At 30.3% G+C, this 14,697-nt stretch carries 12 protein-coding genes; 6 read left to right on the plus strand and 6 right to left on the minus strand.

All coding sequences use genetic code 11. The features are described 5' to 3' along the window. Nucleotides 1–14 precede the first annotated feature (14 nt). Nucleotides 15–2,138, plus strand: coding sequence for a carboxy terminal-processing peptidase (locus SLH33_RS07685; RefSeq protein ID WP_320418505.1), 2,124 nt, complete (start codon nt 15–17; stop codon nt 2,136–2,138). A gap of 26 nt (nt 2,139–2,164) precedes the next feature. On the opposite strand, the gene SLH33_RS07690 is transcribed toward SLH33_RS07685, so the two are convergent. After that, nucleotides 2,165–2,959 (minus strand): DUF2797 domain-containing protein, encoded by a 795-nt coding sequence (locus SLH33_RS07690; RefSeq protein ID WP_320418506.1) that lies wholly within the window; start codon nt 2,957–2,959, stop codon nt 2,165–2,167. A gap of 57 nt (nt 2,960–3,016) precedes the next feature. Between SLH33_RS07690 and SLH33_RS07695 the strand changes: the two genes are divergently transcribed. After that, complete coding sequence (locus SLH33_RS07695) at nt 3,017–4,528, plus strand: GH3 auxin-responsive promoter family protein (protein ID WP_320418507.1); 1,512 nt, start codon at nt 3,017–3,019, stop codon at nt 4,526–4,528. A gap of 22 nt (nt 4,529–4,550) precedes the next feature. Here SLH33_RS07695 and SLH33_RS07700 read toward each other — a convergent pair whose 3' ends face one another. The 5 genes from SLH33_RS07700 to SLH33_RS07720 all read right to left on the minus strand — a co-directional run bounded on the left by SLH33_RS07700 (nt 4,551) and on the right by SLH33_RS07720 (nt 8,659). Beyond that, the gene (locus SLH33_RS07700) at nt 4,551–4,874 is read right to left on the minus strand and encodes a hypothetical protein (protein WP_320418508.1); all 324 of its coding nucleotides are present in this window, start codon (nt 4,872–4,874) and stop codon (nt 4,551–4,553) included. Nucleotides 4,875–5,137: 263 nt separating this feature from the next. Further along, entirely contained in the window at nt 5,138–5,605 is a 468-nt protein-coding gene (locus tag SLH33_RS07705; RefSeq protein WP_320418509.1) for a hypothetical protein, read from the minus strand. Nucleotides 5,606–5,641: 36 nt separating this feature from the next. After that, the gene (locus tag SLH33_RS07710) at nt 5,642–6,895 is read right to left on the minus strand and encodes a tetratricopeptide repeat protein (protein ID WP_320418510.1); all 1,254 of its coding nucleotides are present in this window, start codon (nt 6,893–6,895) and stop codon (nt 5,642–5,644) included. A 7-nt stretch (nt 6,896–6,902) separates the two neighbouring features. Further along, complete coding sequence (locus SLH33_RS07715) at nt 6,903–8,285, minus strand: M56 family metallopeptidase (protein WP_320418511.1); 1,383 nt, start codon at nt 8,283–8,285, stop codon at nt 6,903–6,905. Between the two features lie 5 nt (nt 8,286–8,290). Beyond that, on the minus strand, nt 8,291–8,659 hold the full coding sequence (locus tag SLH33_RS07720; protein WP_320418512.1) for a BlaI/MecI/CopY family transcriptional regulator: 369 nt from the start codon (nt 8,657–8,659) through the stop codon (nt 8,291–8,293). A 186-nt stretch (nt 8,660–8,845) separates the two neighbouring features. Between SLH33_RS07720 and SLH33_RS07725 the strand changes: the two genes are divergently transcribed. The 4 genes from SLH33_RS07725 (at nt 8,846) to SLH33_RS07740 (ending at nt 14,696) form a co-directional block, all read left to right on the plus strand. Then, nucleotides 8,846–9,349 (plus strand): DUF456 domain-containing protein, encoded by a 504-nt coding sequence (locus SLH33_RS07725; RefSeq protein ID WP_320418513.1) that lies wholly within the window; start codon nt 8,846–8,848, stop codon nt 9,347–9,349. Between the two features lie 342 nt (nt 9,350–9,691). Further along, the gene (gene lysS / locus SLH33_RS07730; protein ID WP_320418514.1) at nt 9,692–11,389 is read left to right on the plus strand and encodes a lysine--tRNA ligase; all 1,698 of its coding nucleotides are present in this window, start codon (nt 9,692–9,694) and stop codon (nt 11,387–11,389) included. Nucleotides 11,390–11,576: 187 nt separating this feature from the next. After that, the gene (locus SLH33_RS07735; protein ID WP_320418515.1) at nt 11,577–12,506 is read left to right on the plus strand and encodes an ATP-binding protein; all 930 of its coding nucleotides are present in this window, start codon (nt 11,577–11,579) and stop codon (nt 12,504–12,506) included. Between the two features lie 168 nt (nt 12,507–12,674). Next, on the plus strand, nt 12,675–14,696 hold the full coding sequence (locus SLH33_RS07740; protein WP_320418516.1) for a ComEC/Rec2 family competence protein: 2,022 nt from the start codon (nt 12,675–12,677) through the stop codon (nt 14,694–14,696). The last annotated feature ends 1 nt before the right edge of the window (nt 14,697 follow it).

Consider the following 14,697-nt stretch of genomic DNA (forward strand, 5'->3'; position numbering starts at 1 on the left):
CCGAAAGACGATTTATGAAGACGAAATATATATTATCACTTATTACCATACTTTTTTTAAACTTTGCTTCAAAAGCAAATACTTCAACATATCCTGTCCAAGATGGGGATAAAGACAAAATCATTATTTATATTTTAAAAAATATATTAACTCAAGGACATTATGTTCAAAAAGAAATTGATGATGATTTTTCTGAACATGTTTTTAATGAATTTATTGACGGATTAGATCCTAGCAAACGTTATTTTACACAAGAAGATTTAAAAGAATTCTCACAATATAAATATGAAATAGACAATCAAATTAAAGATTCTAACATTGATTTTTACAAACTGGTTTACAATAGGTTTTTAGAAAAATTAGAATTTGCAAAAATTACATATAGAACCTTACTTTCTGAGCCATTTAACTATAAAAAGAAAGAACAAATTAATTTAGATTATGACAAAGTGCCTTTTGCTAAAAATCAAAATGAATTGCTTGATTATTGGCGTAAGCAATTAAAATTACAAATTGTTAGCCGAATTCAAGAAGCAGAAGAGCAACAGGTTGAAAAAATAAAAAAAGACAACTCTATTACTCCTAAAACTTTTGAAGAGTTGGAGCTTGAGGCTCGTACTACTGTTTTAAAAAACATGGATGATTTATATGCTAGAATTGATGAACTTGAAAACTCTGATTGGTACTCTACTTTTTTAAATAGTGTAGTAAGTGCTTTTGACCCACACACCAATTATATGTCTCCTCGTATCAAATCTCGTTTTGATCAAGACATGTCAGGTAAATTAGAAGGTATTGGAGCTCGTTTACAAAAAGAAGGTATATATACTAAAATTGTTGAACTTATTTCAGGCGGACCTGCATGGAAACAAGGTGAGTTAGAAGCTGGAGATATTATTTTAAAAGTTGCTCAAGGTGATGAAGAACCACTAGATATTGTAGGTATGCGTTTAGATGACGCTATTAAATTCATCAAAGGAAAAAAAGGCACAGAAGTACGTTTAACAGTTAAGAAAAAATTAGATGGTACGACTGTTGTAATTCCTATCATTCGTGATGTTGTTGAATTAGAAGAAACATTTGTAAAATCGAGTGTAGTTGAAAAAAATGGAAAAAAATACGGAATTATTAATTTACCTAAATTTTATATTGATTTTAAAGATGTTAAGCAACGTAATGCTGCGAGTGACATGGAACAAGAAATTGAACGCTTAAAAAAAGAAGGTGTTGAAGGTTTAATTGTAGATCTTCGTAGTAATGGTGGTGGATCTTTAAAAACTGCCATTGAAATAGGAGGTTTGTTTATTGAAAAAGGTCCTATAGTACAGGTAAAATACAGAAATGAACCTGCCAGGGTTAAAAATGATACCGATTCAAAAGTACAATGGAATGGTCCCTTGGTTGTAATGGTAAATGAAATGTCTGCATCTGCTTCAGAAATTTTTGCTGCAGCAATGCAAGATTATGGTCGCGGAGTAATTATGGGCGGAAAACAAACCTACGGAAAAGGAACAGTACAAAATGTACTACCTTTAAATTACTATGTAAGTAAATACCCAGATGATCTAGGAGCTTTAAAAATGACAATTCAGAAGTTTTATAGAATCAATGGCGGATCAACACAAATAGAAGGTGTATACTCTGATATTGCGATGCCAGATCGTTATAGCTATATGGAGTTTGGAGAGCGTGATTTGGATGGGGCTTTACCTTGGGATAAGGTGCCGCAAGCCAATTATACAAAAACCAATTCTTACACTAATTTCAATGAAGTAGTTAATAACAGTAAAGAAAGAATAAACAATAACCCTAAGTTTGTTTCTATTAACGAATATGCACAATGGTTAAAGAAAAATCAAGATGATAATTTGTTTTCTTTAAACTATAACGATTACAAAAAACAGAATGATGACAGAGTTAATGAAGGAAAAAAATATAAAGATATTTTCAAATTTGAATCTAACTTAACATTTAACTCACCTAAATACGAAGTATCTGAATTTACAAAAGATACAGTATTAAAAGAAAAACGAGAAGCATGGCATAAAAATCTGAAAAAGGATATTTATATGAATGAAGCCTTAAATGTGCTAAGTGAATTAAAAATGAATAATAATCACATAGCTGTAAAGCAATAAAAAAAGCGACCAAATGGTCGCTTTTTTTATTGAGTTATTAGTTCAATAACTAAACCTTCGTTAGATCTTATATTAAAAACAGTATCATCTTCAAAAATTAAATACTGTCCTTTAATTCCAACTAATTTTCCTTTATACATTTCTTCTTTAACCAAGTTCAAACTTTTAGGTTTCTTCGGATATTGAAATACGGGAAAATTAATATTGGTTTCAGAATTGTTGGCTATATAATATTCTTCTGCTTCTGCAGGAATAAACTCATGTAATTTTTCTCGCCATTCAACTAAGTTTTCATCTTTAATATCATTCTTTAACATAGTTCTCCAATTCGTTTTATCAGAAACATGATCTTTTAAAGCTACTTCCGTTATGCCAGCTAAATATCTGTTAGGCACCTCAACAATTTCAATAGCTTCATGTGCTCCTTGATCTATCCAACGTGTAGGAATTTGACTTTTACGAGTTACGCCTACTTTAACATCACTAGAATTTGCCAAATACACTACATGCGGTTGTAATTGCACCTTTTTTTCGTACTCTAAATCTCTATCTTCAATGTCTAAATGTGCTTTACTTAATTCCGGATGCATTATCCAATCTCCCGCTGTAGGAATGTCAAAAAAGCATGACTTACAAAAACCTTGGCGGTAAATTTCTTTTTCTAAATGACAGTTTAAACATTCATACGTAACAAACCTAAGTTCAATTTCTTTATTAAGTAACTGATTAATATTTATAAAATCAGTTTTCATATCTAAATAATACTGAACTTTATCAGTAATTTCAGTATTCATTTTTTTTAAAACTCCCGTATATTGCATCTCGTAAAATTTACTATTTTTAGCTGATAAACAAACTTACAAATTCAAGGTTAAACTATGCCGTTTCAATTTATAAATTCTATAATTTCTTGGTTCTTAAAAAAAAGAAAACATCAAATGGAATTATTTTTAAAATACCCTGTAGATGTTCAAGATGAATTGCTAATGAAACTAATAAGTACTGCGAAAAACACTGAATTTGGAAAGCAATATAATTTTATCTCTATTGTAAATTATTCCGATTTTTCTAAACAAGTTCCCATTCAGCAATACGAAAGTATAGAGCCTTTAATTGAACGTTGCAGGAAAGGAGAACAAAATTTGCTATGGCCAACAAAAATAAAATGGTTTGCTAAAAGCAGTGGTACTACCAATGCAAAAAGTAAATTTATTCCTGTTAGTGATGAAGCTTTAGAAGATTGTCATTTTAAAGCAGGTAAAGACATGTTATGTTTGTACATAAACAACAATGAAGATGCCAAATTATTTACAGGAAAAGGGTTACGTTTAGGAGGAAGCTCTGCTGTTTATGAAGATAACAATTCTTATTTTGGAGATCTTTCTGCAATCATTATAGAGAATATGCCTTTTTGGGCAGATTACAGTTCGGCTCCAAAGCAAGAAGTAGCATTAATGGGTGAATGGGAAACCAAAATGGAGGCAATTATTGATGAAACGATTCATGAAAACATTACTAGTTTGGTGGGTGTTCCTTCTTGGATGCTTGTTCTACTAAACAGAGTTTTAGAAAAAACAGGCAAGAATAATATTTTGGAGGTTTGGCCAAATTTAGAAGTTTATTTTCATGGAGGAGTTAATTTTAACCCTTACAAAGAGCAATACAAAAAACTCATTCCGAAGGAAGATTTTAGATATTATGAAACCTATAATGCTTCAGAAGGTTTTTTTGCTATTCAAGATAAAAATGATTCGGATGAATTATTATTGATTCTTGATTATGGTATTTTCTATGAATTTATTCCTATGAGTGAATTTGATGGTGAAAATTCAAAAGCAATTCCGTTAGCAGAAGTAAAAGAAAATGTAAACTACGCTATGGTAATTACTACCAATGGTGGTTTATGGCGCTATTTAATTGGAGATACTATTAAATTTACTTCTATAAAACCACACAGAATAAAAATAACGGGTAGAACTAAACACCATATTAATGTTTTTGGTGAAGAATTAATTATTGAAAATACAGAAGAGGCCTTAAAAAAGGCTTGTGATAAAACCCAAGCTCAAGTAAAAGATTATACAGTTGCCCCTATTTTTATGGATGGAAAACAAAAAGGTGCACACGAATGGTTTATTGAATTTGATAAAGCTCCAGAAAATTTAAGCTTCTTTACAGAAATGTTAGATGATGCTCTTAAAAACACCAATTCTGATTATGAAGCAAAACGCTACAATAATATGACATTAACTATGCCCACAATACATCAGGCTAGAGAAGGTTTGTTTTATGATTGGCTGAAAACAAAAGGAAAGCTGGGGGGACAGCACAAAGTGCCGCGGCTTTCCAATAAAAGAGAATTTATTGAAGAACTTAAAAACTTACAATAGCATCTCTTAACAATTTACACACTTACTTTTTAAATAAAGTAATCCCTTTTATAGTTGAAACCGTTTGAGGTTCTACTTTTTCAGTAGCTATAATTTTTTCATCTTTAATGTTGCGCAACTCATTGTAAATTCTTCTTTTTTGATGATCCCTACTACTGCTAACCATTATAGAAGATTGCTTCTTACTTATGAAAGTTTTGCTATTTTCTTGTGCTGCACATTTCTTTCCTATAGAATTTAAATCTAAACTATTTTGAGTTTCCTCTACACAAACCTGTTTATTTTGTGAAACTACCACTGTACTAAAAAAACAAAGTATAATTAGTACCAACAAATTTTTACTCATTTTTAAAAATTAAAAATTTACCTAATATTTTATAATACTTGGGGGTATAATAATGAGAAAAAAAGTAATTGTTTTATTTAATGAGGGAAATATTCATTTAGTGAGGGAACTAAATATAAATTAAAAACTATTTTCTGCTTAAGCTTAAAAACATCTGAAAAACAGCTCATTAATTGAATGCAAATATACAACACATTTTAAATTTAACAAGATTTTTTTTATATTATGTATAAAAAATAAATGAATATAATTTTTCACATTCTTTATTTTACAAAAATTTGAATGGGTAATTTATATTCTGTTGCAACAGGTATATCTCTTTTAATAGCAGGTTTTAATATGGGTAAGTTCTGTACTGCTTGTTCTATTTCATTAGTAAAATGACTATTTTTATTCAGCACAAATGGATAATGTATTTCTTTTAAGGATACTTTACCCATTTTATTTATATGTAAAGTAACAATAACTGTTTCTGTTATTTCCTCATTTAATTTTAAAGAAATATTTTCAAGGCTTTTAGCCATTACATTCTGCATAGTTTTTCTAAAGCAATCTGTTCTTTTAAATTCAATTAGCTTTTCACAGTTTTTAAATGCCGGAGCTGCATCTACAGTAGAAAAATCGACAATTGTATCTAAAGGCTGAAAATTTACTTTTTTATCCGCTGAAAAGTAGTTGCAGGAACTACAAATCATCATCAAGAATAAAAAAAGTACAACTCTAAAATTCACTTCACTTAATTTTAAGTGAAAAGTACAAAAAATTGACTACTCTATAATTTCTCCTTTTAAGAAAAAGTCTTTTTTAATGGTGTTGATTCTCTGTTTTACATATTCATCAACTTTTTCATCTTCCCCTTCAAATCTATCAATGTATTTTTTGTAGAGTTCAAGGCCTATTTTTTTGTCTTTATAATAATCTTTAGAAAATTTTGCTAACTCAAAAAGAGCCTCACGGTTTTTAAAATTCTCAGCTACTGCCTTTTTGTAGTTCTCTATTACTCTTTTAGGTAATTCCATTTCATAATATACCTTTGCTAACCCCATGTATTCTTCATCTCTAGGTTCTTTACCTACAAAAGTTCCCATTTTATACATGTACATGGCTTCATTAAAATTTTTCTCTTGAAAAGCAATATGCCCTAAATAAGTATAACTTTTAAAGTCTTCTCTATCTAATTTAGTTGCCTTCGAAAAATGCTTTTTTGCTTTTTCTAAATCCTTCAAATTATAGTACGATTTCGCTAACATTTTTTGAGTGTAATACTCATTAGGACTCAAGGAATCTAAATGTTTTAGCAGCACTATACTCTCTTCATATTTCTTTTTTCTGAAGAAGCTATTGATCTTTAACTTATTCAAATCAATATGATTGGGATTGATATGTAAACCTTTTTCTATAAATATGTTTGCTGAATCTTTATCACGCAATTTTGTAAAAGCTCTTGCTAACATTTCAATTGCTTTGAAATGAGTTGAATCTTTTCTAAAAGCATCTAAAAAACGATTTATTTTCGGATTTCGTTTTTTTAACTGTGCAAACGCTAAACCTAATTGATATGAATAGTTTGCATTGCTCGGATCTTTCTCAATCAAACTTTCAAAAACCTTTTTAGCCTTGTTTGATTTCTTGGTTTGCAAATACAATTTACCTAATTGATATTTTGCTAATAAATTATCTGAATCTTTTGAATCGATTGCTTCGTATAAGACAATCGCCTCATTTAGCTTCCCTTCTTTTTTAAGTGACTTTGCCAGCTTAATTCTAGTCAAATAATCATCTTTAAAACTCAACGCTTTTTGATAATATAAAGATGCTTGTTTGTAATCATCAATTGCATCATATACCAACGCTATTTTTAAATTAGAATTAAAGCTAGGTTCAATTTCTTTTAATTGGTTTAGAGCAATTTTATAACGACCAAACTGCAACAAACTATCTATTTGTTTAAAAACCGAAGTTTGTGCTTCGGCTTTTACAATAATCATAGCAGTAATTAGTAGTAAAATTTTCTTTTTCATTGGTTATTTATTCAACATTAAAAGAAATCGGTAAAACATAAGATGTTATAACTTTCTCTCCATAATATTCTCCCGCCTCCATCTTTGGTAATTTATGAATCAACCTTAAAGCTTCGCTTTTCAAAGCAGAATGTGGCGCACGTGCTTTCGCATCAATTATATTTCCCTCCCTATCTATTTTAAATTGAACCCATATTCTATTTTCTCCTTTTTTTAAACCTAAACTATTAGCTAGCTTTGAATTAAAATTTTCTTTTATGAATAAATTTAAATTTTTATTAAAAGCCTCCTTTCCTTCTTCTTTTCCCACAAATTTAGGAACTTTATGAACTATTGAAAATGGTACAATTCTGTTTTTATCAAGTTCACCCATTTTCTTTTCCATATACAAATCTTCAAGATGCCCCTCTTTCCCTTTTTCATTATATATTTTTAGTAAATTTCCTTCTTCTTTTAGATAATAATTATTATTTCTAATTTTTATTTCTTCTTTAAATTTAGTTGAATGTTCCGTTACCATATTTTGTTCATTAGGAGGTTCATTTTCACTACATGCGGTATAAAACAACATACTTGCCAATACGGGTACTAATAACAAGTACTTTACCTGTTTGATTTGTTTTGATTTGGTTTTTGTCATCATACGTATTCGCTTTTTGATTAATGAATGTTTATAAAATTGATTAATGAATGAAATGCTCTCTACTTGAAAAATTTCAGAGAGTAAATTGTTGATATACGTTTTTGTTGATGTTGATTTGCTAACTTCATCATCGGATATAAATTCGTGTACTAAAGATATTCTGTGTTGATATACCCAAATCATCGGGTTAAACCACATGAAAATTTTTAAGAATTCAAAACACAACAAGTCGATTGTATGTTTTTGCTTGCTGTGAATTAATTCATGCTGAATAATCTTATCTTTTTTATCAGATGGTATTTCTTCTCCTAAAAAAATATAGTTAAAAAACGAAAATGCTTTAGAATTTTTGGGCAGTAAAACCAGTTTGTAATCTTTTTCTTGAATGATTTTATGGGTAAAAATTAATTGTAGAATGTTCATCAGTTTTATAATAAACACAACTAAAAAAACTGATACTCCTACCCAAAACAATACATCTAAATAATTAATAGACTGATACCACACTTGTTGCTGAATTACTTTTTGTGGTGACAATACTACTTCGGGTAATAAAATAGTATACTCTTGTGGTACTGATTTTTGTAAGCCTTGAATCTTTATAAGCGGTAACAAAAAAGAACCTAAGCTTGTACTTAATAAGTAAAATCGGTTTTTATTGAAGAACGTTTCTTTACTCAGAAACAAATCATATACCAATAAAAACAATACTTGAAATAGTATTACTTGAATGATGTAATTGATCATGATTATTACTTTTTATCTTTCTTATTCACCTCTTTTAAAATACTTTCTAATTCATTTATATCCATTTTGTTTTCTTTCATAAAAAAAGAAACCATGCTCTTAAATGAACCTCCAAAATAACCGTCCATTAATTTGTGTAAACTTTGGTTGCTATAATCGGCTTTAGCTATTAACGGAAAATACACATAACCTCTCCCCTTTGGTCGATGCCCCACAAATTCTTTAGTTTCTAAAATTCTAATAATGGTTGAAACTGTATTATAGGCAGGTTTTGGCTCGGGTAATTCGGCAATCACTTCTTTTACCGATGCTTCTTGTAACTGCCATAATACTTGCATAATTTGTTCTTCTGCTTTGGTTAATTGTTTTTCCATAATCACTTAAATCGATTTTTAGTTTTTCAAATATAAACTAAATTTTTAGTTTAAACTATTTTTTTAGTTACAAGTTTTGTAACAAAGAATAATTATATTCGTCGTATCATTACAAAAACACAGATTTTATAAAGGTTTGGTTCAGTTTTTGAATTTTACCAAATAATTAAATTAGAAGATTATAACATGGATATATTTTTACTTTTATTAGGATTTTTATTTGTTGGATTAGGAATAATAGGTTCGTTTTTACCTGTTTTACCTGGACCAATTACAGGTTGGGTTGGTTTACTTTTGTTACATCTGACTAAAGTTGTACCAATGGATTGGACATTTTTAGGAATCACTTTTGTCTTAGCCCTAATCATATTTATATTAGATTACTTTATTCCCGCCATGGGAACGAAAAAGTTTGGAGGAACTAAATATGGAGTATATGGCACCACAATTGGTTTAATTCTTGGATTGCTTTCTCCTATTCCCTTTGGAATATTGATTGGAGCGTTTTTGGGTGCTTTAATTGGTGAGTTGATGTATGACGGAAAAGATACAAACCGTGCTTTAAAAGCATCATTTGGTGCATTTATAGGTTTTTTAGCATCGGTAACTATTAAGTTTTCAATAGCTGGTGTGTACTTTGTACTATTTATTTTAAAATTTTGGGAATATAAAGAGGCTTTCTTCTCGTAAATAGCCCCGATAGAGGCATTTGTTGGAGCTCTTTTGCAAGTTTACCTGCAAAAAGCGACTGCCGAAAGCGGGAAATAGCTCCTAAAAATAAGAGCAAAAAAAAAAGCAACCCGACTAAGGGAAGCTTTCCATTGGTTAACAAAACCAAGGCACTTTCGTGCCTAACAACACAACTAAATGCTGCCATTTAAAATTTGACAGCCTGCAAATATACATCGTTTTTTAAAACCACAAAATATTTTTTTTATTTTTTTTGTGTTCCTGATATATTTTAACATTGCTTAATTATGCAATTGATTGTATCTTTGCGCCTTTAAATTAAACTGTTAAAAAATTTTATAAATGCAATTGTCAGAACAAGAAGTTGTACGTAGAGAAAAACTTGCAAAATTACGCGAGTTAGGAATTAACCCATATCCTGCAGATTTATTTCCGTTAGATGCTAACTCAAAAGAAATTAAACAACATTTTGAAGAAGGTAAAAAGGTGGTTATTGCGGGTAGATTGATGTCTCGTCGTATTCAAGGAAAAGCTTCTTTTGCTGAATTGCAAGATAGTGAAGGTAGAGTTCAGGTATATTTTAACCGTGATGAAATTTGTACCGGAGAAGACAAAACCTTGTATAATGAAGTGTATAAAAAACTACTGGATATTGGTGATTTTGTTGGTATTGAAGGTGAATTATTTACAACTCAGGTAGGTGAAAAAACAGTATTGGTAAAAGATTTTAAATTATTGAGCAAATCGTTACGTCCGTTACCATTACCAAAAACAGATGCTGAGGGAAATATACACGATAAATTTGACGATCCTGAGTTACGTTACCGCCAACGTTATGCTGATTTAGTTGTAAACCCTAAAGTAAAAGAGGTTTTTGTAAAGAGAACAAAGTTATTCAACGCAATGCGTCAGTTTTTTAACGATGCTGGTTACTTTGAGGTAGAAACTCCAATATTACAACCAATTCCTGGTGGTGCAGCTGCAAGACCATTTATTACACATCACAACGCGTTAGACATTCCGTTATACATGCGTATTGCTAACGAATTATACTTAAAAAGATTGATTGTTGGTGGTTTTGATGGTGTGTATGAGTTTTCTAAAAACTTCCGTAATGAGGGAATGGACAGAACTCATAATCCTGAGTTTACGGCTATGGAAATTTATGTAGCCTACAAGGATTACAACTGGATGATGGAATTTACCGAAAATTTATTAGAGTATTGTGCTATGGCTGTTAACGGAACTACCAAAGCTACGTTTGGTGACCATGAAATTGACTTTAAAGCGCCGTATGCACGTGTTACGATGGCAGATGCAATAAAACATTTTACCGGGTTTGATATTAACGGAAAAACCGAAGATGAAATCCGTAAGGCGGCTCAAGATATGGGTATTGAAGTAGATGCAACCATGGGTAAAGGAAAGTTAATTGATGAAATTTTTGGTGAAAAATGTGAAGGAAACTACATTCAGCCAACCTTTATTACTGATTATCCAAAGGAAATGTCGCCATTATGTAAAGAACACCGTGACAATCCCGAATTAACAGAGCGTTTTGAGTTAATGGTTTGTGGTAAAGAAATTGCCAATGCGTATTCTGAATTAAACGACCCTATTGATCAACGTGAGCGTTTTGAAGCACAGTTAAAATTAGCGGCTCGTGGTGATGATGAAGCTGGTGAGTTTATTGATCAGGACTTTTTACGTGCGTTAGAATATGGTATGCCTCCAACATCTGGATTAGGAATTGGAATGGATAGATTAATAATGTTCTTAACCAATAATCAATCTATTCAGGAGGTATTATTCTTCCCTCAAATGAAACCTGAGCGTAAGGCTCCGTCTGTTGAGTTGAACGATGACGAGAAAGCTTTATTAACCCTGATTGAAAAAGCTGAAAAAATTGATTTAACCGAGTTAAAAACACAAAGCGGATTAAGTAATAAAAAATGGGATAAAACCATTAAAGGCTTAACTAAACACAACCTAGCTAAAGTTGAAAAAACTGACGCTGGTTTGTTTGTGGAGATCGTATAAACTGTATTATAGAATAAAGTTTAAAAAGCAACCCTTTGGTTACTGAGCGTAGCCGAAGTAGGTTGCTTTTTTAATTTGACTCTTAATTTATTTTCTGTTAACTTAGCTCCTGGACGATAGCTGTCATTAAAACAACGGACATCTTAACATTGTGAGTAATTAGGACAAAACAATTAAATTTATTCATTTGAATTTAAAAGAATATTTTGAAAAAATAGACCTTGACGAAATAAATAGGTTTATAATTGAAGGACAAGAAGAAAATCTAAATCTTGAGTTCAAAACTACCTCACACCCAAACTATAATCAGCATAATAGAGAAGATGACAAAAAAAACTTAAGCAAGACGTTATCAGGATTTTCTAATTCAAATGGAGGTATAATTGTTTGGGGAATAAAAGCAAAAGAAAACGAAAAAAAACAAGATATAGCAACTACAAAAAAACCTATTAAGGAATTAACAAGATTCTTTAATACACTAAATCGATTGGAAGGGCAGTCCGTTACTCCAGTTATAACTGGTATTGAGCATAAAAAAATTGAAATTGAAGAAGATACTGGATATATAATCACCTATGTTCCTTCAAGCGATTATGCACCTCACATGGCTAATTATTCAAATAAACACTATTATAAACGTAGTGGTGATAGTTTTTATATATGCGAACATTTCGATATCAAAGATATGTTTCAAAGAAAAAAATCAGCGCAACTTGATTTAAATCTAAAAGATAAAAAAATTAATACTATTCATTCAAATCAAATAAGAATAGAGCTGACCTTATCTTTAATGAATAAAGGAAAAAATTATGCGAAAGCGCCCTTGGTTATAGTTAGTATAAATACTCCATATAAATTTTCAAATTTTGGTCTAGATGGAAATGGGACAATTGGTATCTTTCACACTAAAGCTTTACCTCATAAGCCCCAATCAAGCACCTATATTGGGAGTCAAGATATAATTATATATCAAAATTTAGAGTTTGATATAGATAAAATTTGTTTAGAAATCGACAAAGATGTTGAAGAACTTCCTGAATTGATAATGAAATACACTATAGTTGCAGTAAACATGGAAAAAACTAATTTCACTAAAACAATAGTAATTGAAAAATAAAAGCCCTAAAAATGTACTAAAATAACATTGCAGCTGATTTATTGTGATGGCTATGATCACTGACTATGTTCTACCAAATTAGTTACCTTAGTGCTTGCGCAACGTAAATTAACCTTACCTATAGCTGTAAATTTTTTATTATTTCTTTTTTCATACCTTTAAAAGGTTATGAAAAAGCTAATCAACTACTTACCTAGTCATTTTTTGCTATGTACCATTGTTGGTATCTGTATTCAATTTTACACTAAACTATGGCAATTTGGGTTTGTGAGTTTGTTTCTTCTTTTAGCTGGTTTTCTGCTTTTGTTAGTTGTTTTTCATAATTACAAAAAGAAAACGCTATTTATAATTACCACTAGTTTGTTATTTATTTTTGTTGGTATTTCATCAGTATATATTCATAATTCAAAAAATTATAACAATCATTATAGCAAGCACCTCAATACTAATGAAGTTGTAGTTTTGACCATCAACACCATTTTAAAACCCGGGAATTATTATGACAAATACAAAGCAGAGGTTTCACAAATCAATACCACTAAAACAAACGGGGAGATACTTCTCAACATTCAAAAAGACTCATTTATTAACAATTTGAAGGTTGATGATAAATTGCTATTACAACCAACGTTTAAGGAGTTGATTCCGCCATTAAATCCGCATCAATTTGATTATAAAAACTACTTAGCTAAACAAGGAATTGAACATCAGGTTTTTGTTGATAACTCACAGTTCAAAATTGTTGATAAACGCACTTTTTCACTGGTAGGTTTATCAGCCATGGTGCGAGAGAAAATTCAACAATCATTAGCAAAATATAATTTTTCAAAGGATGAATTTGCAGTGATCAATGCTTTGTTGTTAGGTCAGCGACAAGAAATATCTAAAGAATTATTAAAGGATTATACCAATGCAGGTGCTATACACATTTTAGCTATTTCAGGCTTACACATTGGTATTTTATTACTGTTATTAACGTATCTATTACAACCCGTTGAAAACCTACCTAAAGGAAAACTCATAAAAACTTTTTTGATTGTCCTTTTACTGTGGATGTTTGCTTTTATAGCAGGTTTATCGGCATCGGTAGTAAGAGCCGTAACCATGTTTACGTTTGTGGCTATCGGGCAATCTTTTAACAGCAAACAGTCAGTAGAATATTCACTAGTAACATCTATGTTTTTTATCTTATTGGTCAATCCAATGTTTTTATTTGATGTCGGTTTCCAACTAAGTTATTTGGCTGTTTTTGGTATTGTTTGGGTACAACCACTACTCTACAACATTTGGAAACCAAAATTATGGTTCTTAAACAAATGTTGGCAATTGTTAACTGTTTCGGTAGCTGCACAGGCAGGAATATTACCTATTAGTTTATATTATTTTCATCAGTTTCCTAGTTTGTTTATTCTTTCAAACTTGGCAATTATTCCTTTTTTAGGTGCAATTTTAGTGGGTGGCATTACCGTTATTGTTTTGGCTTTAGTCGGTTTACTACCTCAATTCCTAGCCTCTGCTTATGGAATTGTTATTAATATGATGAATTCATTTGTAGGATGGATTTCATCTAAAGAAGATTTTTTATTCACTCATATTTCCATGTCGGTTTGGTTGATGATTGCTTTATATGTTGTTATTATACTCACCTTTCGATTTATCATCAAAAGAACTGCAAAACGATTCCTCTATGTTTTAGCAGCTGTTTTATTGGTTCAGTCCGTTTATATAGCTGAAAAATATGTTAGAAACATAAAACAAGAGTTTATTGTTTTTCATAAAAGTAGGCAATCGGTAATTGGAAATAGAAATGGAGAAAACTTACAAATTTACCATGATTTAGATTCGGTGAAAATCAAAAATGAAAAACTATTAACTTCTTATGTAATTGGTGAAAATATACTTCCGAAATTAAATACAGATAAGCCTGCTATTTTTACACATAACAATAGTTACATTTTGTTTATCGATAGTTTGGGAGTTTATCCTAAAACTTTAGAAAATCCAACGGTTGTATTACAATATTCTCCTAAACTCAACCTTAACAGATTGATTAATGATGTAAAACCTAAAATAATTATTACTGACGGGACAAACTTTAAGAGCTATATAGAAAGGTGGAAGTTGACTTGTGAGCAACAAAAAACACCATTTCACTACACAGGGCAAAATGGTGCTTTTAGTATTAAGTAAT

Source organism: Tenacibaculum sp. IB213877 (assembly GCF_034043975.1).
GTDB lineage: Bacteria > Bacteroidota > Bacteroidia > Flavobacteriales > Flavobacteriaceae > Polaribacter.